24 protein-coding genes are annotated in these 24,798 nt (G+C 42.1%); all 24 read left to right on the forward strand.

Annotated elements, in window-relative coordinates:
* Positions 1 to 45: 45 nt before the first annotated feature.
* Positions 46 to 690 (forward strand): hypothetical protein, encoded by a 645-nt coding sequence (locus tag ADG03_RS01270; RefSeq protein ID WP_049472539.1) that lies wholly within the window; start codon positions 46 to 48, stop codon positions 688 to 690.
* Positions 691 to 774: 84 nt separating this feature from the next.
* Positions 775 to 1,269: a YkgJ family cysteine cluster protein gene (locus tag ADG03_RS01275; RefSeq protein WP_003011011.1), complete on the forward strand. Its 495-nt coding sequence runs from the start codon at positions 775 to 777 to the stop codon at positions 1,267 to 1,269.
* Entirely contained in the window at positions 1,269 to 1,958 is a 690-nt protein-coding gene (pynA, locus tag ADG03_RS01280; RefSeq protein ID WP_049472538.1) for a pyrimidine 5'-nucleotidase PynA, read from the forward strand. Before ADG03_RS01275 ends, pynA begins: the two co-directional genes overlap by 1 nt.
* Before the next feature lie 123 nt (positions 1,959 to 2,081).
* Positions 2,082 to 2,354 (forward strand): 30S ribosomal protein S16, encoded by a 273-nt coding sequence (rpsP, locus tag ADG03_RS01285; protein ID WP_003007475.1) that lies wholly within the window; start codon positions 2,082 to 2,084, stop codon positions 2,352 to 2,354.
* Between the two features lie 20 nt (positions 2,355 to 2,374).
* On the forward strand, positions 2,375 to 2,614 hold the full coding sequence (gene kphA, locus ADG03_RS01290; RefSeq protein ID WP_003001620.1) for an RNA-binding protein KphA: 240 nt from the start codon (positions 2,375 to 2,377) through the stop codon (positions 2,612 to 2,614).
* A 42-nt stretch (positions 2,615 to 2,656) separates the two neighbouring features.
* Positions 2,657 to 2,989: a MazG nucleotide pyrophosphohydrolase domain-containing protein gene (locus tag ADG03_RS01295; protein ID WP_049472537.1), complete on the forward strand. Its 333-nt coding sequence runs from the start codon at positions 2,657 to 2,659 to the stop codon at positions 2,987 to 2,989.
* A 53-nt stretch (positions 2,990 to 3,042) separates the two neighbouring features.
* Positions 3,043 to 3,561: a ribosome maturation factor RimM gene (gene rimM, locus ADG03_RS01300; protein ID WP_049472536.1), complete on the forward strand. Its 519-nt coding sequence runs from the start codon at positions 3,043 to 3,045 to the stop codon at positions 3,559 to 3,561.
* Entirely contained in the window at positions 3,551 to 4,267 is a 717-nt protein-coding gene (gene trmD / locus ADG03_RS01305) for a tRNA (guanosine(37)-N1)-methyltransferase TrmD (RefSeq protein ID WP_049472535.1), read from the forward strand. The genes rimM and trmD overlap by 11 nt, the downstream gene beginning before the upstream one ends.
* A 139-nt stretch (positions 4,268 to 4,406) precedes the next feature.
* The gene (locus ADG03_RS01310) at positions 4,407 to 6,728 is read left to right on the forward strand and encodes a CAP domain-containing protein (RefSeq protein ID WP_049472534.1); all 2,322 of its coding nucleotides are present in this window, start codon (positions 4,407 to 4,409) and stop codon (positions 6,726 to 6,728) included.
* A gap of 230 nt (positions 6,729 to 6,958) precedes the next feature.
* Positions 6,959 to 7,702, forward strand: a complete 744-nt coding sequence (locus ADG03_RS01315; protein ID WP_049472532.1) for a DeoR/GlpR family DNA-binding transcription regulator — start codon at positions 6,959 to 6,961, stop codon at positions 7,700 to 7,702.
* Positions 7,699 to 8,610, forward strand: coding sequence for a 1-phosphofructokinase (gene pfkB, locus ADG03_RS01320; protein WP_049472531.1), 912 nt, complete (start codon positions 7,699 to 7,701; stop codon positions 8,608 to 8,610). The genes ADG03_RS01315 and pfkB overlap by 4 nt, the downstream gene beginning before the upstream one ends.
* Positions 8,607 to 10,583 carry a PTS fructose transporter subunit IIABC gene (locus ADG03_RS01325; protein WP_049472530.1) on the forward strand — a complete coding sequence of 659 codons (1,977 nt, stop codon included), beginning with the start codon at positions 8,607 to 8,609 and terminating at the stop codon, positions 10,581 to 10,583. Before pfkB ends, ADG03_RS01325 begins: the two co-directional genes overlap by 4 nt.
* Before the next feature lie 295 nt (positions 10,584 to 10,878).
* On the forward strand, positions 10,879 to 11,316 hold the full coding sequence (locus tag ADG03_RS01335; protein WP_049472528.1) for a hypothetical protein: 438 nt from the start codon (positions 10,879 to 10,881) through the stop codon (positions 11,314 to 11,316).
* Positions 11,317 to 11,373: 57 nt separating this feature from the next.
* On the forward strand, positions 11,374 to 12,456 hold the full coding sequence (locus tag ADG03_RS01340) for a hypothetical protein (protein WP_049472527.1): 1,083 nt from the start codon (positions 11,374 to 11,376) through the stop codon (positions 12,454 to 12,456).
* A 135-nt stretch (positions 12,457 to 12,591) separates the two neighbouring features.
* Positions 12,592 to 13,029: a hypothetical protein gene (locus tag ADG03_RS01345; RefSeq protein WP_049472526.1), complete on the forward strand. Its 438-nt coding sequence runs from the start codon at positions 12,592 to 12,594 to the stop codon at positions 13,027 to 13,029.
* 201 nt (positions 13,030 to 13,230) lie between these two features.
* Positions 13,231 to 13,605 carry a DUF1149 family protein gene (locus tag ADG03_RS01350; protein ID WP_003001888.1) on the forward strand — a complete coding sequence of 125 codons (375 nt, stop codon included), beginning with the start codon at positions 13,231 to 13,233 and terminating at the stop codon, positions 13,603 to 13,605.
* A gap of 3 nt (positions 13,606 to 13,608) precedes the next feature.
* Positions 13,609 to 14,457: a DegV family protein gene (locus ADG03_RS01355; protein WP_049472525.1), complete on the forward strand. Its 849-nt coding sequence runs from the start codon at positions 13,609 to 13,611 to the stop codon at positions 14,455 to 14,457.
* 10 nt (positions 14,458 to 14,467) lie between these two features.
* Positions 14,468 to 15,235: a 4-hydroxy-tetrahydrodipicolinate reductase gene (gene dapB / locus ADG03_RS01360; RefSeq protein WP_049472524.1), complete on the forward strand. Its 768-nt coding sequence runs from the start codon at positions 14,468 to 14,470 to the stop codon at positions 15,233 to 15,235.
* Positions 15,232 to 16,443 (forward strand): CCA tRNA nucleotidyltransferase, encoded by a 1,212-nt coding sequence (locus tag ADG03_RS01365; protein WP_049472523.1) that lies wholly within the window; start codon positions 15,232 to 15,234, stop codon positions 16,441 to 16,443. Before dapB ends, ADG03_RS01365 begins: the two co-directional genes overlap by 4 nt.
* Positions 16,440 to 18,308: an ABC-F family ATP-binding cassette domain-containing protein gene (locus tag ADG03_RS01370; protein ID WP_049472522.1), complete on the forward strand. Its 1,869-nt coding sequence runs from the start codon at positions 16,440 to 16,442 to the stop codon at positions 18,306 to 18,308. Before ADG03_RS01365 ends, ADG03_RS01370 begins: the two co-directional genes overlap by 4 nt.
* 9 nt (positions 18,309 to 18,317) lie before the next feature.
* Positions 18,318 to 18,836, forward strand: a complete 519-nt coding sequence (locus tag ADG03_RS01375; protein ID WP_049472521.1) for a hypothetical protein — start codon at positions 18,318 to 18,320, stop codon at positions 18,834 to 18,836.
* An 86-nt stretch (positions 18,837 to 18,922) separates the two neighbouring features.
* Positions 18,923 to 19,882, forward strand: coding sequence for an ROK family glucokinase (locus tag ADG03_RS01380; RefSeq protein ID WP_021153285.1), 960 nt, complete (start codon positions 18,923 to 18,925; stop codon positions 19,880 to 19,882).
* Positions 19,883 to 19,960: 78 nt separating this feature from the next.
* On the forward strand, positions 19,961 to 20,800 hold the full coding sequence (locus tag ADG03_RS01385) for a thymidylate synthase (protein ID WP_049472520.1): 840 nt from the start codon (positions 19,961 to 19,963) through the stop codon (positions 20,798 to 20,800).
* Positions 20,801 to 21,004: 204 nt separating this feature from the next.
* Positions 21,005 to 24,798: CshA/CshB family fibrillar adhesin-related protein (locus tag ADG03_RS01390; RefSeq protein ID WP_152903116.1), on the forward strand; the 3,794-nt coding region annotated here is incomplete at its 3' end.

The following is a 24,798-nucleotide window of genomic DNA, read 5'->3' on the forward strand; positions in this document are numbered from 1 at the left end:
TCATGGTAGACTAGAGGAAAGAAAACTTTCTCAAGGAGGTTGAGCATGAAACGTAAATTATTGGTCACATCATTGACGATTCTTTCTGCCTGCACATTAATGGCTTGTAGTCACACTACTCAAAAGGACACAGCAGCTTCTTCTACAAAAGAAAGTAGCAGCAAAGTCGAAAAGCAAACAAGCAGCTCTTCGTCAAAGGATGCTTCTTCTACAAAGAAAAACACTTCCAGTCAAGAAACCAAGCGGATTGGAAATGCAGATTATGGATACATCGATATTCCAAGTAAATGGTTCAAGTTCACGGATATCGATGGGACAGAAGCTGTCCAGTATACGGATGGGAGTGGCTATAATATTGTCACCTTGAACAGCTTTACGCGGGAAAAGGCCAAAGTTCCTGCGGATATCGAGTTTAATGCAGAATTTCTAGCCAAGAAACTGGCCGTTATGTGGCAAGATAACCAGGATGTTGGGAAGATGACGGGAGCGCGGACTAAAGTCGCAGGACTGGACGCCTACCAGCTTCAAATCATCATGAAATCTGGTCAATACCTGATTACTTGGATCTTCCAGAAGGGTGAAAAAGTTTATACCATTTCTTTTGAAGGGGATGCAGAAACCTTGAAAACCTTTATCCCATACATCGAAGACACTTGGAGTCTAGATGGAACAGGTGCTGTAACCGATTAATTAAGTGAGATAGATCTCAGGATCTATCTTTTTTTAGAGTCTTTGTGGTATAATCTTTCTATTGTTTAGAAGAGGAAATAGAGGATGACACAGGAAATTGATATTGAAAAATACCATCAGTTAGCTCTCCAAAAGCAAAAGGAGCACCGCAAGGTATTGGCGAATCTCAAGAAGAAGCCACCTAAGAATTTAGATAAAATAGCGCAAGAAATCCACGATGAAGTTTTCCAAGAAATCGATTGTACGGCTTGTGCTAATTGCTGCAAGACCTTAGGGCCCGATTTTAAGGAAACCGATATCACGCGGATCGCCAAATATTTCAAGATGAAACTTCCTGCTTTTGAGGCAGAATTTCTTCAAGTTGACGAAGATGGGGACAAGGTTTTTAAATCCATGCCTTGCCCCTTTCTTGGTGGGGACAATCTCTGTTCCATTTATGATGTTCGTCCAAAAGCTTGTCGGGAATTCCCTCACACCGATCGCAAGAAGATTTATCAGATCAACCATCTAACCATCAAGAATACCCTCACTTGCCCAGCGGCTTATTTATTTGTAGAAAAATTGAAGGATCGTTTGTAATGGCATATAGATTTTTACTTTTTGATTTGGACCATACCTTGTTGGACTTTGAATCTGCTGAAGAAACAGCCTTGACGCAGATGTTAGAAGACATGAATTTTCCAGATGTACAGGCCTTTAAGGATTACTACAAACCCATGAACCAAGGGCTCTGGAAGGATTTGGAACAAAAGAAATTAACCAAGCAAGAGCTCGTGGATAGTCGGTTTGCGATTGGGTTTGCCCACTTTGGGATCACGGTTGATGGGGCTGAGATGGCTCTTCGCTACCAAGATTACATCAGTCTTCAGGGGCAGTCTTTCCACGGTGCGGAGGACTTACTGGCCCGACTTGAAAAAGCGGGTTACCAGCTCTATGGTGCAACGAATGGAGTGACTGCCATTCAAGAAGGTCGCTTGGCTCACTCTACAATCGCTTCTTATTTCAAAGAGGTCTTTATCTCTGAACAGCTTCATACTCAGAAACCAGAATCTGCATTTTTTGACAAAGTTGGCCAACTGATTCCAGGTTTTAGCAAGGAAAAGACCCTCATGATCGGAGATTCTTTGACGGCGGATATCGCAGGAGGAAATGCTGCGGGGATTGATACCGTCTGGTATAATCCAAATCATAAGGAAAATACTAGCCAGGTAGTACCGACTTATACCGTTAGCAACTATCAAGAAATCGCCGATTTACTACTAAATTAAAAAATTTTAAATACTGTCAAGTTTTTTTCTTGACAGGTCTGTGAAATGTGTTATAATAGATCATGTGCTAAATAGCTTGTCTATTTCACCGAAAATTAAAATATAGAAAAGAGACTTATAAAAATGGCAGTTAAAATTCGTTTGACTCGTATGGGTTCTAAGAAAAAACCTTACTACCGTATCAACGTAGCAGATTCACGTTCACCACGTGATGGACGTTTCATCGAAACAGTTGGAACTTACAATCCACTTGTTGAAGAAAACCAAGTAACTTTGAAAGAAGACCGCGTTCTTGCATGGTTGGCTGATGGAGCTCAACCTTCAGATACAGTTCGCAACATCCTTTCAAAAGCTGGTGTGATGAAGAAATTCCACGATTCTAAATTCTCAAAATAATTTTTTAAGTAGGTTGATGTATGGATACGATTGAAAATCTCATTATTGCAATTGTGAAACCCTTGATTTCACAACCGGATGCCTTAACCATCAAGATCGAAGATACTCCTGAATTCTTGGAGTACCACCTTGACCTTGATCCTAGCGATGTTGGTCGTGTAATCGGTCGAAAAGGTCGCACCATTTCTGCGATAAGAACGATTGTCTACTCTGTCCCAACTGAAGATAAAAAAGTAAGAATCGTTATTGACGAAAAATAAAAAGACGGGACTTGGTCCCGCTTTTTTTTGCAAGGAGAAGGAATGAGAGATTTAACAGTTAGACAACTAGAGGAATACTTACTTGATCATTATCAACAATCTAGAACAGAAGAAGGACTTTTTATCAAACTAGTGGAAGAAGTTGGAGAAGTCGCTGAAGTTTTAAATGGACGTTCAGGTAGAAAAGAGGGTGTCCAAGATTCAAACGAGGAATTAGCAAAGGAGTTAGCAGATATCATTCACTACACAGTGGCAATTGCAGCTATCAACCATATCGACCTAACGAAGACCATTTTTGAAAAAGACAAGAAGGCAGCCATCAAATACCAGCACGAGAAGGATTTGGAGCAGTTTCTAGCAGAAAAGAGCATTTGAGAAAATCCCTTGAACGTGATAAAATAGAGTGAATAAACTACACTGGAGAAATCATGAATTATTTTAACGTTGGGAAAATTGTCAATACCCAAGGCTTACAAGGAGAGATGCGGGTCTTGTCTGTGACAGACTTTGCGGAAGAGCGTTTTAAAAAAGGAGCTGAGTTGGCTCTCTTTGATGAGAAGGATCAGTTTGTCCAAACGGTGACCATTGCTAGTCACCGCAATCACAAAAACTTTGATATCATCAAGTTCAAGGATATGTACCATATCAATGCCATCGAGAAATTCAAAGGCTTTAGCCTCAAGGTTGCGGAAGAAGACTTGACGGATTTGGAGGATGGCGAGTTTTATTACCATGAGATCATCGGCCTTGATGTTTATGAAAATGACCAACTCATCGGTCAGATCAAGGAAATCCTTCAACCGGGTGCCAATGATGTCTGGGTGGTGAAGCGCAAAGGAAAACGTGATCTGCTCTTGCCTTATATCCCACCTGTGGTCCTCAATATTGATATCCCAGGAAATCGGGTGGATGTGGATATCTTGGAAGGGTTAGACGATGAAGATTGATATTTTAACCCTCTTTCCAGAGATGTTTTCACCCTTGGAGCACTCCATCGTAGGAAAGGCGCGTGAAAAGGGACTTCTCGAGATCAACTACCATAATTTCCGTGAAAATGCTGAGAAGGCGCGTCATGTGGATGATGAACCTTATGGTGGCGGGCAGGGGATGCTCTTACGTGCTCAGCCGATTTTCGATGCCTTTGATGCCATTGAGAAAAAGAACCCGCGCGTGATCCTGCTGGACCCTGCTGGTCGGACTTTTGACCAATCTTACGCAGAAGAGTTGGCTCAGGAAGAAGAATTGATTTTTATCTGTGGTCACTATGAGGGCTACGACGAGCGGATCAAGACCTTGGTGACAGATGAGATTTCTCTTGGAGATTATGTCCTGACGGGTGGCGAGCTAGCCGCCATGACTATGATTGATGCGACGGTCCGCTTGATTCCAGAAGTGATTGGAAAAGAGTCCAGTCACCAGGATGACAGTTTCTCCTCTGGTCTACTAGAATACCCTCAATACACACGGCCTTATGAATACAGAGGAATGACAGTTCCAGATGTTCTTATGAGTGGTCACCATGAAAATATCCGTCAGTGGCGCCTCTATCAGAGTTTGAAAAAGACCTTAGAACGTCGTCCAGACTTGCTAGAAAACTATGAGTTGACAGCAGAAGAAGAGAAAATGTTGGAACAAATTAAACAAGAAGACTAACAGCGTCAGCTGTTTTTCTTTTGCCTCAAAATTTTATGAAAAAAACTTTTTAAACCTACTAGTTATTGGTAACAAAATGTGGTATGCTAAGGGGTAGAGAAACTTCAAGAAAATGATTAAGTTTTGGGGGGTGAGTTTAATGGGAAAGAAATTAGGAAAATCGGTTTTCACGACTGGAATTGCTGCAACAACGGTCCTATCTGGTATGTTTAATCACAAGGCTAGTGCCGAAGAGGTGAAGCAAAATGAAAATGCAGAAACCAACAGTACAGAAGTAGTCGAAAAACCAATTACGGTCGATGAGTTGAAGCAAATTACAGCTCAAAAAGGCCAAGTGGTGAAAGATGTCCACTACCAAGAGCAAAAAGTAATGGATGCTCAAACGGAAATCAAGGCGGCTGGACAAGAACTGGAAGAAAAGAAAGCAGAAGTGACGGATGCGGAAAACCTCATCGCAACGACTTCGGATGCCCAAGTTCAAAATGCAGAAAATGACGTCAAGGTGGCTCAAGCCTATGTGACCATCGAAGAAAATAAGGTTCGAGAAGCAGAAGCTGCCCATGACCAAGTCGTAGAGGCTGTTCGTCAACAGGAAAATCAGGTTACTGCTCAGGAATCTTTGGTCGATGTAGCACAAAATGAATTGAACCAAGCCAAAGCACCGATTTCAAATGATGAGAATGTGCTCAACCAGGCTTTGTTGGAGCAAAGTCAAGTCGAGCAAAGTATCCGAGAATCTCAGAATTACCTTGCGACCTTGCAAGCGAGTCAGCAAACCGGTTCAGATACAGTGGCTCAAATTGAGAACGACATTCAACTGGCTCAAACGCGTCTGACAGATTTGAAAGCGGTCATCGCTACCAAGGAAGCAGAATTGGCAGCCTTAGAACAAGCCGCGGCCAATAGCCCAGTTCAGTTGAGTCAAGCGACTTATGAAGGTTATTTGCAACACTTAGCTGACAATGGCAATGAAGCTGCAGCAAGTGCTTTAGCCCTCTACAAGCGTGGTCGTGAAGAAGACGGCTTAACAGTTGGAGAGTCTGGATCCTTGCAAGCCAACCTTCGAGCTCTTGAAATTGCCGATGCCATCAATAGCTATCGTCGCAATGCCGGCCTGCCTGAATTAGAGCTGGATCCTTATTCCCTTCCTGCCAGCCAAGTACAGTTGGAATACTTCAAGAAAGCCAACTGGCATATGTTTAAGTATTTGCCAAACGAGAACATTGCATATGGCTTCTCACCTGCTGGTGCGGTTGACTTTTGGTACAATGAAAAAGCGGCTTATCAAGAAGTAGCGGCTCAATATGGTCTACCGACAGACGAAACACAAATTGATGCCAACGATATCTATATGAAGATTGGGGCTGAGGCCTTTGCTAAGGTTGGTCACTATCTCCAAATGGTAGACAACAAAGCGACAGCTTTATCAGTCGCTTATGACCCAAGTAATGCCATGTCAGAAGCAGCTTTCTTACACAGCCCAGTCAATTCAGCAGTGTCAACCAGTGCACTCGCTTACCAATTGCGTCAGGGAGCTGGGGCCACGACGACAAGATCAGATGTGAAAGCAAAATCTGATGAAGTCGCTAATCTCAAGTTAGACAAGGCCAATCAAGAGTCTCAAATCATTATCTTGCAAGGCAAATTAGAAGATGCCCGCCATGCTAATTCAAATGTGGCAGTAGAGATGTCTAATGTCCAAAAGACCATCCAAAATTACAAGATTCTTCTCGTTAGCAAGGACCATGCGGTTGAAAAGGCGAAGGCGACTCTTGATGTATCTCGAGGTCGGATTGAAGCAGCTATCCAACCAAAAGAAGCAGCCCTTCAAAAAGCGAAAGATTTGTTGGCAGCTGCGCGTGAGAAATTAGATCGTTTAAAAGCGGAAGAAGCAGAAAAAGCCCAAGTCGTTCAAGAAGCGCATGAAGGCTTGAAGGCGGCGCAAGAACGTCTGGTTGCTGCTGAAAAACGTCTTTCTGACTTTAAAAACGCTCCAGAATTATTGGTCAAAGCCCAATCAGTTTTATCTGCTGCGGTGGCTAATTTGGAAAATAAAAAAGAAAAATTGGAAGCAGAATTCACAACTCTTCAATCTTATCAAAGTGTCGTGGAATTGTTGAATTCCCAATATGAAGATCTAGCGTCACGAATGGATCCAGCTATTTTAGAAGCAGCAGATATGCCAATGGATATCCGCTCAAGCAATCCAACAACTTTCACGGATAGACCAACAGTTCTTCCAACAACTACCAATAGTCCGAAAGTGCAAGCACCAACAGCTACTCCAGCTCCAAAACAAGAAGCTAAAGTAGAAGAAATCAACCCCAAAAAAGAAAATAGCCAAGCTGTGGCAAGTACAGATTCTTCCAAATATGCAGTAGCAACAACAGGTGTTGCCGTTGGGTTACTTGCTGGATTGTTTGGTTTCAAGAAAAAGAAACAATCTTCAAAAAATGATTAAGACATACCGAAGATAGAATAGATACTTAGACACTTTATTGCTTAAAATCTTCAAAGAAGATATATGAGGGTGGGAAAAGAACTCTTTTAACAAAATGAGTTCTTTCCTGCTCTTTTTTTGTACACTTTTGAAACTTTTGAAAGAAAGTGACAGAAAATGATAAAAAATTGTTGACATTTTTTGAAGAAAGAGTATAATGGTTTTTGTAATCGATTGCAAAAGGAGGAGAAATGCTTAAGTCTGAACGAAAACAATTCATCCTCGAGAAGGTACTGAAGGAAAAATTTGTTTCCTTAGAAACCCTTGTACAAGAGCTAGGGACGTCTGAATCAACGGTTCGACGTGACTTGGATGAATTAGAAGCTGAAAGTAAACTTCGCCGGGTTCACGGTGGTGCGGAAAGCCTGCATTTTCTTCAAGAGGAAGAAAGCAATAAAGAAAAATCTATCAAAAACATTCAAGTTAAGTCAAAAATCGCGATAAAAGCGGCGGAATTGATCAAAGATCATGACGTGATCTTTATCGATGCTGGGACGACTAATGAACTTTTGGTACAAGAAATTGTCAATCCAACGGTAACCGTGGTGACCAACTCGATTCACCATGCGACCAAGTTGGTCGAGCGAAATGTTCCAACGGTCATCATCGGTGGGAAGGTAAAATCTTCTACAGATGCTAGTATCGGAGGGATTGCGCTCAATCAGATCGGTCAGTTGAATTTTGACAAGGCCTTTCTTGGAATGAATGGAATCGATGATGAATTTTACAGCACTCCAGACCTGGAAGAAGGATCTGTCAAGCGTGCGATTATCGAAAATGCGAAAAAAACCTATATCCTAGCGGATGATTCGAAAATTGGGGTGACATCCTTTGTCAAAGTGGCTCCTATCAAGCGAGCCATGATTATCACCAATCAATGTGAACCGCAACGATTAAAGGTTTTAAAAGAAAAAACGGAGGTTATAGAGGTTTGATTTATACAGTAACACTGAATCCAGCAATTGACTATATTGTCCGTCTCGATCATGTAGAGACCGGTGCAGTCAATCGGATGGCTTCAGAAGATAAATTTGCCGGTGGTAAGGGAATCAATGTCAGTCGTGTCTTGAAACGTCTCGATATCGAGAACACAGCAACTGGATTTATCGGTGGTTTCACAGGACGCTTCATTGAAGACGTACTGACCAGTGAAGCTATTTCAACCAACTTTGTGACAGTGGACCAAGATACACGGATCAATGTCAAGATCAAAGCTGATGAGGAAACAGAGATCAATGGGAATGGCCCAGAAGTGACGGAAGCTCAGTTGCAAGAATTGCTCAACATCTTATCGAGCTTAACAGCAGATGATGTGGTAGTCTTTGCAGGATCTGCCCCATCTTCACTTGGGAATGCCGTTTACAAACAATTGATCGCAGCAACTCGTGCGACAGGTGCACAAGTCGTTTGCGACTTTGAAGGGCAAACTTTGATTGATTCCTTGGAGTTTAATCCGCAATTGGTCAAACCAAACAACCATGAGTTGGGAGATATTTTTGGCGTTACCTTGACGGAATTGCCAGAAATTGAACGCTACGCTAAAGAAATCTTGGCCAAAGGTGCACAAAACGTCATTATTTCCATGGCGGGTGATGGTGCTCTCCTTGTCAGTCCAAGCGGCACTTACTTCGCAAAACCAATCAAGGGTCAAGTGAAGAACTCTGTCGGGGCTGGAGATTCCATGGTGGCTGGCTTCACTGGGAAGCTCGCAACGACAGGAGACGTCATCGAAGCCTTCAAATGGGGAGTGGCTTGTGGCACAGCGACCACCTTCTCAGATGATTTGGCGACAGCGGACTATATTAAAGAAACTTATGAAAAAGTAGAGGTAGAAAAACTATGAAAATTCAAGACGTTTTAAATAAAAACGTGATGTTGTTTGACCTTCAAGCAACAGATAAAGAAGGCGTGATCAATGAGATGATCCAATCGCTCGTTGACAATGGTGTGGTGACAGATTTTGAAACTTTCAAAGCTGGGATTATGAACCGTGAAGCACAAACTTCAACTGGTTTGGGTGACGGAATTGCCATGCCACACAGCAAAAATGAAGCAGTCAAAGAAGCAACGGTCTTGTTTGCAAAATCAAACAAGGGTGTGGATTACGCATCTCTTGATGGTCAACCAACAGACTTGTTCTTCATGATTGCAGCTCCAGAAGGAGCAAACGATACTCACTTGGCAGCCCTTGCTGAATTGTCTAAGTACTTGATGAAACCAGGATTTGCGGACAAACTTCGCCAAGCAAGCACTCCTGATCAAGTCATTGCAGCCTTTGATGCAGAAGAGCAAGAAGCTGCCGCTGAAGAAGCGAAAAAAGCAGAAACGGTCAAAGAAGCAGCTTCATCTGACAAACCTCTCATCGTTGCCGTTACAGCATGTACAACAGGGATCGCCCACACTTATATGGCAGAAGAAGCCCTCATCAAAAAAGGGGAAGAAATGGGTGTCACAGTCCGCGTTGAAACCAACGGGGCATCTGGTGTCGGCAATCGCTTGACTGCTGAAGAAATCGCCAAAGCTGAAGGGGTCATCATTGCAGCAGATAAAGCAGTTGAAACCGCTCGTTTCGATGGCAAAAAATTGATCTCTAAACCAGTCGCAGCCGGTATCCGTCAGACAGAAGAATTGATCCAAACCATCTTGGATGGCAAAGCAGAAGTCTTCCACGCTGAAAATGCTGCACAAGCTAGCGCAAGCCAAGAAAAATTAAGCTTGGGTGGAGCCTTCTACAAACACTTGATGAGTGGGGTTTCTCAAATGCTTCCATTCGTTATCGGTGGTGGTATCTTGATCGCCCTTGCCTTCTTGATTGACCAAATCCTTGGTGTGCCAACTGACCTTGAGTCTTTGAAACAACTTGGTTCTTATAACCAGCCTGCTGCTTACTTCATGACTGCTGGTAAAGCTGCCTTTGGTTTCATGTTACCAATTCTTGCAGGATTTATTGGATTCTCTATTGCAGAAAAACCAGGTTTGGTTGCTGGTTTTGTAGCAGGTGCTATTGCTGACAGCGGTGCTGCCCTCGGAAATGTTGCATACGGAGCTACTAAAGCAACTATTCCTGCCGCACAAAGTTCCGGTTTCCTTGGAGCCTTGGTTGGTGGTTTCCTTGCAGGTGGAGTGATTCTTGTTCTTCGTAAAGTTCTTGCAGGTCTTCCACGTACACTCGACGGTATCCGTTCAATCTTACTCTTGCCATTGCTTGGTGTTGGATTTACCGCAGCAATTATGTTTGTATTGAACATTCCAATGTCAGCTATTAACACTGGAATGAATACTTTCCTTACAAATCTTGGAGGAAGTTCAGCAGTTCTTCTTGGTCTTCTTGTCGGTGGTATGATGGCTGTCGATATGGGTGGACCAGTTAATAAAGCTGCTTATGTATTTGGTACAGGTACTTTGACAGCTTCAGCTCTTTCTGGTGGTGGTTCTACTGTTATGGCGGCAGTTATGGCAGCTGGTATGGTTCCTCCATTGGCAGTATTCGTGGCAACAGTTTTGTTCAAAGATAAATTCACACAAGAAGAACGCGATTCTGGTTTGACAAACATTATCATGGGTCTTTCCTTCATCACAGAAGGTGCCATTCCATTCGGTGCAGCTGACCCAGCTCGTGCCATCCCTAGCTTCATTGCAGGTTCAGCATTGACAGGTGTCCTTGTTGGTTTTGCAGGCTTGAAACTCATGGCTCCTCACGGAGGTATCTTCGTTATCGCCCTTACATCAAATCCACTTCTTTACATCTTGTTCGTATTGATCGGTGCAGTCGTAAGTGGTATCTTATTCGGATTGCTTCGCAAACCTAAAAACTAAACATGACTAAAAGAGGCTGGGCAAAAATCGTCCAGCCTTTGAAGTCTTATAAAAATAAATATATGACGCAGTGGTTGATTGGCATCTTTGTTCACTTTATAAGCTCCAAAGATGACCTAATCAACTGTGCGGGGGTGGGAAGATTGAAAAGGTTTGGGGAACCTTTTCAACTTTTTTATTTTACGGAGTTCTTTCCCACTCACTTTTTTATTGCTAAAAACACCAACTAGTGATGAAGTTGCTTATCTCTATAGATTTCGATATGATAGTAGAAAGCATTTTTCTTGGAGGATCAATGAGAAAAAAGAAGAAAGTTCTCATATTGGGATTTACAGCAATTGCGTTATCAGGAGTGGCCATTATCGGTTCTCAATATCCAAACTTGTTTTCAATTAATAGTCATCAAGTAAAGCAAGCCAGTCCCAAGGAACAACAGTTAGAAGATGTAAAAAAGCATGCAAAAGAAATTGAAGATTTTGTAAAATCGTTAAGTCCTAAAGTTGAATCTGTCCAGATTGCTTGGGATGAAACACAATGGGAAGAAGTAGGAAATGGTACTCCTCAGAGCGGCGGTCAAGTTCTTCGAGTTTTTGGAGGCTTTAATCATATCCAAAATTCAAGTTGGAGTGTTTTGGTCTATTTAAAAGACGGTAAAAATGGCGAGAAAGATTTAATCGAAGGTTTTGGTAGCGGTAGTCCACTTCGTGTAGAAGGAAAACTTTTTGACGAGTAGCCTTCTAAAAATTTTTAGCAATTTATTAGATTTATAATAGAGATGGAAAAAAGATAAATGAAAAAGAAAATAATTATTGCTACTTCGTTAGTTCTAGCAATTGCAGTCGCTGTTTTTGGACTTTTTGCCTATCAACATCAGCAAAAAATAGAAAAAGCCAAGCAGGAGCGTGATAAATATGAAAAGTTATTTTTATATACTGGGAAATGGAAAATTGATTCCTATGAATTTTTAGAGGACGGTCGAGGTGTCGCAGTTCATTGGAAGAGCCAAACAAAAAAGGAAGATGACTTAGTATTAAAGTATGGTTCAAAAACCAGCAGGAACTATTTAAATAATATACATGGAGCATCCAATGAAAATTACATTGTTAGAGAGAATATGAAGCTTGATTCCTATAAGCCTAAAATAATGTCATCAAAAAATAACTCAGAAAATTACTACACATTATCAATTTATAAAATAGCAAATAAGAAATTAGAAGAATCAGAGGTAGATCTCTATAAACTGTTTGCGAAATACAATGCTAACTATGTCCCAACAGCCATAGGAAATATTGCTGAAATGAATGGTAAATTTTACTTACCTATTTCTACATATGAATCTGGCCATGATCTTTCTTATCGAAAACAAGTTTGGATGAATTTGGAAACTAAAACAATAGAATGGGAAGATCATAAAGAAGATCAGAATACTGAGATACCTAGTGTAGCTCTAGGTGAATTGAGAGAACGACTGTCAGATATGAATAGTAAATTAAATACGATTTCGTATTATGATTGGAACCATCAAAATCAAATAATGTTCAATAAAAAGTATCTAAAAGGAAGCGTTTTAGAAAAATATTCTCCCAAAGTATATCAATTATTGTCAGAAAAAGATTCTCAATTTTACATCCTTTTAGACTCAAAACTTGAAAATGATAGAGTTTACGGCAATGTTCAACAGTTTATCGACTTGTACCAACTTTTCGTTCCTGATAATACGAATCTCTATGAAGGAATTACGATTCCAGCAGAATTGAGTTCTGATGGTCTGGTCCATCAAGTGAATACCAAGGATGAGTTTGACAGATATTATGATGTACAAAAGGACGATGAGCTAAACAAGCAACGTCAGGTTTTGGTCGAGCGCCATTAGGTATTCTTTGTTCAGAGAAAGGTCGGGTCTCCGGTCTTTCTTTTTTTCAACCTCACAAACTAGTAAAGAAAATTGCCAATCAAATCAGATTTCGTTATAATTGGAACAACTTTTCCTTTTCTAGGAGGACGGATCATGAAAAAAGGGAAACTGATCATTCTTTTAGCTATTACCTCTGTAATAGCAGGGGGTGTGATCCTTACGAATCAAAAGAAAAATATATTTACAAATGACGCCCAAGCAAGTAAGCAACTCAGTGCGAAAGAGAAGCAACTGGCTTATTTAAAGGAACAGGAAAAAGATATGGCTGATTTTGTAAAATCGTTGAGCCCGAAAGTTGATAGTGTCCAGTTTGATTGGGATAGTATGGAAGTTGGACAAGTAGGCAATGGAACACCTCAAGGTGGTGGCTATATGTTAACTCTTAGAGGAAAGGTGAATCAGAATGAACAAACGAAATTCATGGTTGGCTTTTCTTTAGATAATGCTACCAGCACACCAAAAGAATTTGGAATTTATGAGATGCAACCCATAAGAATTTATAGGGATGGCGGTTGGTATTATTATGACTAATCGTCATTCAAAAGTCTTTATCTTGTTTTTTCGATCCTTACAAAAGAGTTATAGAAGAATTGAGAAAAACAAGTTAAAGACTGGCCAAACTTCCCTGGCCTTTTCTTCTTGTACTAGCGAAAAAATTACCTCAGTCGGCGTTGGTATCTTGAGCTGAATTATGATATAATAAGCCTATCGCATATTTTTAGGAGAATAAAAATGGATATTCAACGTGAAAAAGAATTTGTCAGCCAATACCACTATGATGCTCGTAATTTTGAGTGGGAAAAAGAAAATGGCATCCCTGAAACAAAAGTAGATGTAAACTTTCAATTAATCAATCGTGATCAAGAACAAAACACGACTTCTTTGATTGTCATCTTGAGCTACATGATTGTTTTTGATGGTTTTGTGATCAGCGGAACCATCACTCAAATCAACCACTTGTTTGGTCGTTATGTCAATGAACCAAGTGAATTCAGCAAAGACGAAGTGGAAGAATTGGCTCGCCCTTGCTTGAATATGCTCAACCGTTTGACTTATGAAGTTACAGAAATTGCCCTTGATTTACCGGGTATTAATTTGGAGTTTTAATCAATGAAATTAGCAGTGATTACGGATTCGTCTGCCTATTTACCGCAGCACCTTCTCCATCACGACGACTTATTTATTTTAGACATTCCGATCTATATCGATGGAGAATCCTATGTGGAAGGGAAGAATCTGACACACGACGAGTTCTACCAAAAGATGGCTGCGTCTAAGGAATTACCAAAGACTAGCCAACCGAGTGTGGCAGCGTTAGAAGAACTCTTATCTGGCTTGACAGCTAAAGGTTATACGCATGCTTTTGGTCTCTTCTTGTCATCAGGCATCTCTGGATTCTACCAAAATATCCAATATTTGAAGGACGAATTTGAAGGCTTGACCGTCGAATTTCCTGACTCAAAAATCACTAGCGCTCCATTAGGAATGATGGTAGAAGATTGCTTGAAATGGGCTGGTGAAGGTCGTTTGTTTGATGAGATTGTGGCCAATGTCCAACACCAGATTGATGGGACCACTGCCTATATTATGGTCGATGATTTGAATCACTTGGTCAACGGGGGACGCCTGTCAAATGGCGCTGCCATCATTGGCAATCTCTTGAGTATCAAGCCGATCCTTCACTTTAATGACCAAGGTGTCATCGAAGTTTTTGAAAAAGTCCGTACGGAAAAGAAAGCCATAAAACGTTTGGTGGAAATCGTTGATGAAGGACTCACCGGAGGGCATTACCAAGTCTTTATCATCCATGCCAATGTACCTGAAAAAGCCGAAGCGCTTCGTCAACTGCTCATTGAAGAAGGAGTGAAAGGTGATATTCCTTTTGCTACCTTTGGAGGGGTGATTGGGACGCACTTAGGTGACCATAGCTTAGCAGTTGGGTATATCCCTATCGTTTAAGGAGAATTCTATGTCAATTAAAGTCATTATCGCAGGTTTCAAGGGAAGAATGGGACAAGCAGCCTACAAGATGGTTTCTGAAGATCCTGAGTTAGAATTAGCTGGCTTGATCGATCCGTTTACTGATGAGACAGAGGTTGCAGGAGTCCCTGTCTTTAACCACAAAGAAGATGTTGTGGGTCTAGAGGCAGATGTTTGGGTCGACTTTACCATGCCCAAGGTCGCTTACGAGAATACTCGCTTTGCAATTGAAAATGGCTTTGCGCCTGTTGTGGGAACGACTGGATTCACTCCTGAGCAGATCCAAGAATTGACAGACCTTTCACGTCAAAAGGACTTGGGTGGTTTGATTGCTCCTAATTTTGCTATCGGAGCTGTGCTCTTGATGCAATTTGCAGCGCAAGCAGCCAAGTATTTCCCGAATGTAGAAATTATCGAATTGCACCACGATAAGAAAAAAGATGCACCGAGTGGAACAGCGATTAAGACCGCTGAGTTGATCTCTGAGAAGCGCGATAAGATCCAGCAAGGTGCAGCAGATGAAGAAGAGTTGATGCCTGGAGCAAGAGGGGCAGAGTTTGAAGGGATGCGCATCCATTCGGTTCGATTGCCTGGCCTAGTGGCTCATCAAGAGGTGATTTTTGGTAGCCAAGGCGAAGGCTTGACTCTCCGACATGATTCCTATGATCGTGTTTCCTTCATGACAGGAGTAAATCTAGGGATTAAAGAAGTTGTCAAGCGTCATGAGCTTGTCTATGGTTTGGAACACTTACTATGAGATTAGAAAAGATGCCTTCTGAGTTTCAGGAGGCTTTACCAATATTAGAGAAGATTAAAGCAGCTGGTTTTGAGGCCTATTTTGTAGGGGGATCTGTCCGTGATGCCCTCTTGGATCGTCCAATTCACGATGTCGATATCGCGTCCTCCTCATACCCAGAAGAGACCAAGGCGATTTTTGATCGCACAGTAGATATCGGTATCGAACATGGGACCGTCTTGGTCCTTGAAAATGGGCAAGAATATGAAATTACGACCTTCCGGACGGAGGATGTCTATGTAGATTATCGCCGTCCGAGCTCTGTGTCTTTTGTGCGCTCGCTAGAAGAAGACCTCAAGCGGCGTGATTTTACGGTTAATGCCTTTGCCTTAAATGAAAAGGGAGAAATTGTTGATCTCTTTCATGGACTAGAAGATTTAGAAAACAAAGTCCTTCGGGCAGTTGGGCTTCCTCATGAACGGTTTAACGAAGATGCACTCCGGATCATGCGAGGCTTTCGTTTTCAAGCCAGTCTCGGCTTTGAATTAGAAGAGGCAACCTTTGATGCTATGAAGGAGTGTGCTCCCTTACTAGAGAAGATTTCAGTAGAGCGTACCTTCATCGAGTTTGATAAACTCTTGCTTTCCCCATACTGGAGACAAGGCTTGGAGGCCATGCTAGCCAGTGGAGCCTATCACTATCTGCCAGAGATGAAGGATCGTAAAGAAGCGATCGAGCGTTTGTTTGACATAGAGTTGGAATATACCTTTTCAACTTCTGAGCAAGCCTGGGCTGCTTTGGTCTTAGCACTAGAGATTCAAGATATTCCAAAATTCTTTAAGAAATGGAAGACGTCTAGAGAGTTTGCCAAGACGGTGGAGCAGATCGTGGAGATTCTAAAGCTCCGAGGAAAAGGAAGTCTAGACAAGCGTGCCTGCTACAAGTATGAGAAGCCTTTGTTGCTACTAGCTGAAGAGCTCCGTGAAGCGTATGCCTTGAGTGTGGATTATATGGCCATCGAGCGCGTCTATGATAGCTTGACCATTCATGATAAGCATGAAGTGGTGGTCAATGGCGGTATGCTGATCAAGCACTACGGCTTTCAACCTGGTCCAGCTTTAGGAGAGATTTTGACAAAAATTGAATATGCCATTGTCGATGGGGAACTGGCCAATGAGAAAGAAGCCATCATCGCCTATATCCAACAAGCAAAAGAGGAGGAAAAATGAGCGATTTTATTGTCGATAAATTAACCAAATCTGTCGGAGATAAGACCGTCTTTCGTGAGATTTCCTTTATCATTCACGACTTGGATCGGATCGGATTGATCGGGGTCAATGGGACTGGAAAAACCACGCTGTTAGATGTGTTGTCAGGTCGCTCTGGCTTTGATGGAGATGTGAGTCCTTTTTCTGCCAAGAGTGATTATACAATTGGCTACTTGACGCAGGAACCTGATTTTGATGATCAAAAGACGGTTCTGGATACGGTGCTATCTAGTGATTTGCGTGAAATGCAGCTGATTCGCGATTATGAATACTTGATGGCGGATTACCGAGAAGAGAACCAAGCACGTCTTGAAAAGGTCATGGCGGAGATGGATTCGCTTAATGCTTGGGAAATCGAGAGTCAGGTCAAGACAGTCCTTTCTAAGCTTGGGATTGAAGACTTGAATGCCAAAGTTGGAGATCTATCTGGGGGCTTGCGTCGTCGGGTGCAACTGGCCCAAGTTTTGCTGTCTCAACACGACCTGCTCTTACTAGATGAGCCGACCAACCACCTGGACATTGATACTATCGAATGGTTGACCAATTTCTTGAAGAACTCTAAGAAAACCGTGCTCTTCATTACCCACGATCGCTATTTCTTGGATAATATCTCGACGCGGATCTTTGAGTTGGATCGAGCTAGCTTGATCGAGTATCAGGGCAACTACCAGGATTATGTCCGCTTAAAGGCTGAGCAAGACGAGCGTGATGCAGCCCTTCTTCATAAGAAGCAGCAACTCTATAAGCAAGAGTTGACCTGGATGCGGCGTCAACCTCAGGCGCGTGCGACCAAGCAACAAGCACGGATCAATCGATTCCATGATCTCAAGCAAGACTTGTCTGGTCAAAGCAACCAGACGGATTTGGAGATGAACTTTGAGACCAGCCGAATCGGAAAGAAAGTCATCGAGTTTAAAGATGTGAGTTTTGCTTTTGAAAACAAGCCGATTTTACAGGACTTTAACCTCTTGGTGCAAAATAAGGACCGCATCGGGATCGTCGGGGATAATGGCGTCGGCAAATCGACCTTGCTTAATCTGATTGCCGAACGACTACAGCCTCAGTCAGGGCAAGTCATTATCGGGGAAACCGTGCGGGTGGCTTATTTCTCACAACAAATCGATGGTTTGGATGAGAGCAAGCGCGTGATTAATTTCCTCCAGGAAGTTGCTGAGGAAGTGAAGACGACCGTTGGGACGACATCAATTGCAGATCTCTTGGAGCAATTTCTCTTCCCACGCTCTATGCATGGAACCTTGATCGAAAAACTCTCCGGTGGGGAGAAGAAGCGCCTCTTTCTCTTGAAACTCTTGATTGAAAAACCCAATGTGCTTCTCCTCGATGAGCCAACCAATGACTTGGATATCGCTACCCTGACGGTTTTGGAAAACTTCCTTCAAAACTTTGGTGGACCAGTCATTATCGTCAGTCACGACCGTTATTTCCTAGACAAGGTCGCTAGCAAGATCCTGGCTTTTGAAAATGGGGGCATTCGTGAGTTCTTTGGCAATTATACGGATTATTTAGATGAAAAAGCCTTTGAAGCAGCCCAGGTAACGGCTAGTCAAAAGATTGAAAAAGAGAAGCCTGTCAAGCCAAAAGAAGAGAAGAAGCGCATGAGCTACATGGAGAAGCAAGAGTGGGCAAGTATTGAGGCAGATATCGAAGCGATTGAAAATCGAATTGCAGAGATTGAAGTGGAGATGAATGAAAACGGCTCTGACTTTGGCAAGTTGTCAGCCCTTCAAAAAGAACTGGATCAGGAAAACGAGCGACTACTTGAAAAGTATGATCGTTATGATTACCTAAGTGAATTGGATGAATAAGGAGGCCCTATGAATCAATTGAATCGGATATCCCTTGGAATTTCAGCTACTATGTTTACCATTATTGGTATTGTCTTGTTTATCAATCCAATTGAGCACATCGGCTCTTTTAGCTGGTTGATCTCCTGTGGCTTCTTTTTAATTTCATTTTCACGTTTTTCACGCTATTACCGATTGCGTCAGTCAGGTATTATCAAGCAGCAACAGCTCTTTCACAGTATGGTTGCCTTGGTGTTCGCGGTTTACTTGCTACTATATGGCTACAAGACCTTACCGATTGTCTTCCCAGTCACCTTAGGGATTTGGCTGATCTATCGCTCCGTTTTAAATTTCCGAAAAGCCAACTTCTATTCCAAGAAGATTGAAGAGCTTTCCAAGCGCTATATTTTCTTTGCCTTGGTGCAGCTCTTTATCGGCTTGTTCTTAATTGTCAGTCCATTATCAATCAGTGTCATTCTCCTGAATATTATTGGTTTGATTTTCCTGCTTCTAGGATTTCAATCCTTCAGCCTCTTGCTAAAAAGTTAAGAAAAGTTACGTGCAAACCTTTGCGTTTGATAAAAAGTCTGATATAATAGATCTGTAAGTGTTTACAAGTTTGAAAGGAGTTACAGATGTCTAAAAAAATTATTGGGATTGACCTTGGAGGAACTTCCATCAAGTTTGCTATCCTCACTTTAGATGGGGAAGTTCAAGAAAAATGGTCTATTAAAACTAATATCTTGGATGAAGGTAGCCATATCGTCGACGATATGATCGAATCAATCGCGCATCGTTTGAAGATGCTTGAACTTGATGCTTCTGAATTCCAAGGAATCGGAATGGGATCGCCTGGTGTTGTTGACCGTGAGAAGGGAACCGTTATCGGGGCCTACAACTTGAACTGGAAGACGCTTCAACCAGTTAAAGAAAAGATCGAAAGTGCCCTTCATATTCCATTCTTCATTGATAACGATGCCAACGTTGCTGCTTTGGGTGAACGTTGGAAAGGGGCTGGTGAAAACCAACCAGATGTTGTCTTCATGACCCTTGGTACAGGTGTTGGCGGTGGTATCGTCGCTGAAGGCCGTCTCTTGCATGGTGTCCGTGGAGCTGCTGGGGAGCTTGGTCACATCACGGTTGACTTTGATGATCCAATCCAATGTACTTGTGGTAAAAAAGGCTGTCTTGAAACAGTTGCATCTGCAACAGGGATCGTTAACTTGACTCGTCGTTACGCAGACGAGTACGAAGGGGACTCTCAATTGAAAGTCTTGATCGACAATGGTGAAGAAGTAACAGCTAAGACTGTCTTTGATCTAGCAAAAGAGGGTGACGCTCTTGCTTTGATCGTTTATAAGAACTTCTCACGTTACCTTGGGCTTGCTGCAGCAAATATTGGTTCAACCTTGAACCCATCTAAGATCGTTATCGGTGGAGGGGTATCTGCTGCTGGAGACTTCCTCTTGGATGGCGTGCGCAAGGTCTTTGAAGAAAACTCATTCCCACAAGTACGTGAATCTACTCAATTGGCGCTTGCTACATTGGGAAATGACGCCGGTGTCATTGGTGCCGCATCTCTAGTATTACAATAAGATTAAAAGGAGATTTGCCTCTCCTTTTTTCTTTATCCTGTGATATAATGAAGGCAATAGTAGATTAAAGGAGGAGATATGACAAAAGCAGATACGATTTTTAAAGAGTATATTCGGAAAATCATGGAAGAAGGTGTTTGGTCGGAACAGGCCCGACCTAAATACAAGGATGGTAGAACTGCCAACTCGAAATACATCACGGGTGCCTTTATGGAGTTTGATCTTGCAAAAGGCGAGTTTCCCATTACGACCCTTCGTCCTATCGCTATTAAATCAGCTATCAAAGAGATGCTCTGGATTTACCAAGACCAGTCCAATCGTTTAGATGTCTTAGAAAAAAAGTACAATGTCCATTATTGGAATGACTGGGAAGTAGGGGATAGTCGGACTATCGGTCAGCGCTATGGTGCGGTGGTCAAAAAGCATGACATTACCAATAAAATCCTCAAACAATTAGAAGCCAATCCCTGGAATCGCCGCAATATTATCTCGCTTTGGGATTATGATGCATTTGAAGAGACAGAAGGTCTTCTGCCATGTGCTTTCCAAACCATGTTTGACGTGAGGCGCGTGGAAGGAGAAATCTATCTAGATGCGACCTTAACCCAACGTTCGAATGATATGTTGGTGGCCCACCATATCAACGCCATGCAGTATGTAGCGCTACAGATGATGATTGCCAAACACTTTGGCTGGAAGGTCGGAAAATTCTTTTACTTTATTAATAATCTTCATATTTATGATAATCAATTTGAACAGGCAGAAGAATTGCTCCGTCGCGAGCCTTCTGATTGTCAACCGCACCTGGTCTTGAATGTGCCAGATGGAACCAATTTCTTTGACATCAAACCAGAAGATTTTGAACTGGTCGATTACGATCCAGTGAAGCCACAATTAAAGTTCGATCTTGCGATTTAGTGATAAAATAAAGGTTTTTCAAGCCCTTTATTTAATAGGAAAATAGTTTTGAATTTAAAACGAATAAAGCTATAAATTTTTACTCATTTTTGAGTCAAAATGTTTTGAAAATCGTTCGGTTTTTGTTAAAATAGATAAGGTTTGGAAAAAACTATTCAATAAAAAAAGAAAGTTAAACTATAGAAAAAAATGGAGGTCCATTAGATGGGGAAAGACTTATTTAATGATCGTATTAGCAGATTCTCAATTCGTAAACTGAATGTGGGCGTTTGCTCAGTACTTTTGGGAACACTTGTTATGGTTGGTACAGCAGCAAGTGCAGCCGCAGAAGAAAATACAGATACGACGAGTGAAAGTGTAGCAACTGTTACGGCAGCATCAGAGGCGCCTGAAGCGTCAACAGCTACTGCAACTTCAGCAACATCAACAGCTGCAACGACATCGACTTATGATGCAAACGCAGCAATCACTGCACCAGCTACATCAACTGCCGCAGCGTCTACAAGTGCCGCTTCAAGTACAAGCACAGCTGCATCTGCAACATCATCTGCTCCTGCAACATCAACAACTTCGGAAAAACCAAGCTTAGAAGTTGCTCCACCAGCAAACAAGGCGGCAGAAGCAACTACAACAGATAAGAAAAAAGAAGTAGCTGCAGGTGTCGAAGCTCCAGCAACTGAAACTCCTGCTGTTACGGCAGAAACATCTGGTGGTAAACGTCGTACTCGCCGTGCGATCGGTGATCCTAATGACGAAAGCTTGATTGGGGATGATGTTGAAGATGCAACTTCAACTCCAAAAGTTGAAAAACCTGGCTTTACAACAAATGTTGATGCCAAATCTATGGCTAGCCAAATCTCATGGTTGGACTTTGGAGATGTAGCTAACTGGACAGGAACTACTACAGTATTAGTTCCTAAAAGTGAAGTTAAACCAACTGAGAACTTAGAAGAAAAATTGGCTCTTCAAGTTGGGTCTACCTATACCAAGGAAATCATGCCTGGTTATGTAGTTACTGTAAAAGTCAAATCCTTGAAACCTTTCCAAGCGACTGAAATCTATAAGAAACGGATGGAAAATCAAGGGGCTACAGAAGCTGAAAAAGCAACCTATGATCCAAATGCAAAAAATGGTTATGTAAGTGGAGTCACTTCAAATGCTGCTAAGCAAGCTTTTAACAATGGTGAAGAAGCCAAAATCGTCGCTGATGCCCAAAATAATTGGACTGAAATCAGATTTGAGAATATTGATACGAAAACCAAGAAGACTACCATAAGTTCAGCTTTGAATGGTGGAAATATTGGAGTTCAGTTTGAAATCTCTGCAACCTTCCGTGGCAAGACAGTTAAGCCAGCTATTGTTATGGCTGATGGGGAGTCTGCTAACCCAGGTGAATTAGTTATGTTTACTACCAATGGAGAAGGTTGGCAGCATATTGGAGAATGGAAAAAGTTTACCAGACCAAAAACTTCTGTAACTTATGAACCACAAGATACTGAAAATCTTTTTGGACCTAATCCTAAATTTAATAATACCAACTTAAACCAACTTCGTAGATCTACTGAAGTTGGACCAGAAAAGAAACCAGTAGCTTGGAAGTATTTTGGAAATCCTGACCAAGTTACGGGTGGTCTAGGAACCGGTATCTTTGGACCTAACATTTCTGAAGGAAATAGAACAGTTCCAATTGTGATGACGCGTGGTGCCTCTGAAGTGGGGCTTTATGTCGCTTCAGGTGGTAAACAGTCAGCAATGCTAGGATTCTTCCCAATTGATGAAGGGGACGCTCCTGAGTCATACGGAAAAGCTATGCATACCATTGCAACTGTAGACGGTGTTACTGGAGCTAAAGTAAATCAACCGTATCTTGGTAACGTGAGTCCTGATATGGATGAGAATACAACTCTCGACTGGTTCGGTGATGATAAGGCAACTACGGCCGATGAAGGAATTGACCAATTGCTTCCAGATGAGCTTAAAGGTACAACCAATGAGATGATCAAGATGGACCGTACACGCCCAGGTAATTACAAGCTGACAGTTCAAGCTCATACAGATGGAGCTTCAGAAGCACATATCTATGGTTGGGTAGACTTTAACCAAAATGGTAAATTCGATGAGGATGAACGCTCAAATCTCGCTACAATCACACAAGATGGCACTGTTGAGTTGACCTTTGCAAATAGCAAGACTTATATCGACCCTAGCGTTAAAGAATTAGGTGCTCGTGTTCGTATTGCCAAGAAAGCTACCGAGATTGAGAGCCCAACTGGTATGGCCTTCTCAGGGGAAGTGGAAGACTTCAGAACTCAAATTACGCACCCACCAAAAGGGGAATTCAAGGAAACAAGTGGTCCTCAAGGGGCGAAGCAAACTGCAACTGTAACCTTTACAGCACGTGGGGAACACAAGTATGAGCTTAATTCTAGTGCCGTTATTGACGAAACGGTAGAACCATACATCGTTGATAAAGATGGCAACCGTGCAACTCTTGATGCGGACGGTTACTATGTCGTTCCAGGACAAGGTAAGTACAAGATTACTGCCAACGGTAAAGATGTCGACGTTGAATTTATTCCTGAAGATAACTTCCTTGGAACAGCTGATGGTATTTCTATCCGTCGTTCAGATAACAACGGTTATGATACTGGTTGGTCAACAAAATTCCCAGACCAAGAAGCAAACATTAATGGTCAGTTGAATACCATGGATGGTCAATACGTTCCAACAGTCACTCCAATTGAAATCGAAGGAGTTGACAAAACTTCAACTGATGTTCAAGGTGCGACTCAAAAAGAAACTCCGACCTTTAACACAACTGCGACTAACTCAAATGGTGACAAGATTGCAATCACTCCAAGTGCAGAATATCCTGCTAAGTTGGTGGATCCTGCCACAGGTCTCACTACTGATGCGCCATCTGTAACAGTTGAAGGGGAAGGAACTTATACGATTAATCCTTCAACGGGTGAAGTAACCTTCACTCCAGACCCAAGCTTTACTGGTACAGCCAAAGGTGTGGATGTTTCATTGTCAGCGCCAGTTGGTCGAAACAAAGAAGGTAAGGTTCAAGAGGAGTACATTAAGACTGCAACAGCTAAGTACACTCCAACTGTCACACCAATCACAGTGACTCCTACAGACAAGGTTTCTGCGGATGTTCAAAACGTTCCTCAAACCCAAACACCAACCTTTGATTTGAGTAATGATAAGACTGCTGAAATCACAAGCAAGAAATTGGTAGATCCAGCAACTGGTCAACCAACTGATGAAACAACAGTGACAGTAGCAGGTGAAGGTAGCTATACAATCGATCCTACTACAGGAGCGGTGACCTTCACACCTGAAAAAGACTTTGTTGGTACTGCAAAAGGAGTAACTGTTCAGGCAACTGCTACTATTACAAATGCTAATGGTAAGACTGCAACCATTACTTCAGATGCGACCTACACACCAACTGTTGTGCCAGCAGTTCCAACTGCAAACCCTGCAACTTCTAAAGATGTTCAAGGTGCAACTCAAACTGGTACACCAACCTTTGCAGGAACGACTGTTCAAGTAAATGGTGAAGATAAAGCTATTACCATTAAAGACAATAGCTACACATTGCTAGATAAAGATGGTAACGAAGTTTCAAGCACACCAGCCTTTGCTGAAGATGGTACAACTGAAATTGGTACTTTCTCTATTGATCCAGCAACAGGGCAAGTAACCTTCACACCAACAGACAAATCATACACTGGTAAAGTAACCCCAGCTAAGGTTCAAGCTGAAAGCTCAAACGGTATCAAGGTGGATACAACTTACACACCAGAAATCGTTCCAGTAACCCCAACAGCAACATCAGCTGAAACAAAAGATGTTCAAGGTGCCACTCAAACGGGTAAACCTGAATTCAAGGGTGGAACCGTAACGGTTGATGGCGTTGAGAAGACTGTTGAAATCAATGAAGATGTTCCAGCAACATTCGATGATGGATCAACAACTAAGACAGTTGA

The sequence above is a fragment of the Streptococcus parasanguinis genome, assembly GCF_001069785.1.
In the GTDB taxonomy this organism is placed as follows: domain Bacteria; phylum Bacillota; class Bacilli; order Lactobacillales; family Streptococcaceae; genus Streptococcus; species Streptococcus parasanguinis_T.

Coding starts and splice junctions, on each gene's coding strand:
- ADG03_RS01270 (WP_049472539.1), top strand. CDS start 46: ATGAAACGTAAATTATTGGTCACATCATTGACGATTCTTTCTGCCTGC.
- ADG03_RS01275 (WP_003011011.1), top strand. CDS start 775: ATGACACAGGAAATTGATATTGAAAAATACCATCAGTTAGCTCTCCAA.
- pynA (WP_049472538.1), top strand. CDS start 1,269: ATGGCATATAGATTTTTACTTTTTGATTTGGACCATACCTTGTTGGAC.
- rpsP (WP_003007475.1), top strand. CDS start 2,082: ATGGCAGTTAAAATTCGTTTGACTCGTATGGGTTCTAAGAAAAAACCT.
- kphA (WP_003001620.1), top strand. CDS start 2,375: ATGGATACGATTGAAAATCTCATTATTGCAATTGTGAAACCCTTGATT.
- ADG03_RS01295 (WP_049472537.1), top strand. CDS start 2,657: ATGAGAGATTTAACAGTTAGACAACTAGAGGAATACTTACTTGATCAT.
- rimM (WP_049472536.1), top strand. CDS start 3,043: ATGAATTATTTTAACGTTGGGAAAATTGTCAATACCCAAGGCTTACAA.
- trmD (WP_049472535.1), top strand. CDS start 3,551: ATGAAGATTGATATTTTAACCCTCTTTCCAGAGATGTTTTCACCCTTG.
- ADG03_RS01310 (WP_049472534.1), top strand. CDS start 4,407: ATGGGAAAGAAATTAGGAAAATCGGTTTTCACGACTGGAATTGCTGCA.
- ADG03_RS01315 (WP_049472532.1), top strand. CDS start 6,959: ATGCTTAAGTCTGAACGAAAACAATTCATCCTCGAGAAGGTACTGAAG.
- ADG03_RS01325 (WP_049472530.1), top strand. CDS start 8,607: ATGAAAATTCAAGACGTTTTAAATAAAAACGTGATGTTGTTTGACCTT.
- ADG03_RS01335 (WP_049472528.1), top strand. CDS start 10,879: ATGAGAAAAAAGAAGAAAGTTCTCATATTGGGATTTACAGCAATTGCG.
- ADG03_RS01340 (WP_049472527.1), top strand. CDS start 11,374: ATGAAAAAGAAAATAATTATTGCTACTTCGTTAGTTCTAGCAATTGCA.
- ADG03_RS01345 (WP_049472526.1), top strand. CDS start 12,592: ATGAAAAAAGGGAAACTGATCATTCTTTTAGCTATTACCTCTGTAATA.
- ADG03_RS01350 (WP_003001888.1), top strand. CDS start 13,231: ATGGATATTCAACGTGAAAAAGAATTTGTCAGCCAATACCACTATGAT.
- ADG03_RS01355 (WP_049472525.1), top strand. CDS start 13,609: ATGAAATTAGCAGTGATTACGGATTCGTCTGCCTATTTACCGCAGCAC.
- dapB (WP_049472524.1), top strand. CDS start 14,468: ATGTCAATTAAAGTCATTATCGCAGGTTTCAAGGGAAGAATGGGACAA.
- ADG03_RS01365 (WP_049472523.1), top strand. CDS start 15,232: ATGAGATTAGAAAAGATGCCTTCTGAGTTTCAGGAGGCTTTACCAATA.
- ADG03_RS01370 (WP_049472522.1), top strand. CDS start 16,440: ATGAGCGATTTTATTGTCGATAAATTAACCAAATCTGTCGGAGATAAG.
- ADG03_RS01375 (WP_049472521.1), top strand. CDS start 18,318: ATGAATCAATTGAATCGGATATCCCTTGGAATTTCAGCTACTATGTTT.
- ADG03_RS01380 (WP_021153285.1), top strand. CDS start 18,923: ATGTCTAAAAAAATTATTGGGATTGACCTTGGAGGAACTTCCATCAAG.
- ADG03_RS01385 (WP_049472520.1), top strand. CDS start 19,961: ATGACAAAAGCAGATACGATTTTTAAAGAGTATATTCGGAAAATCATG.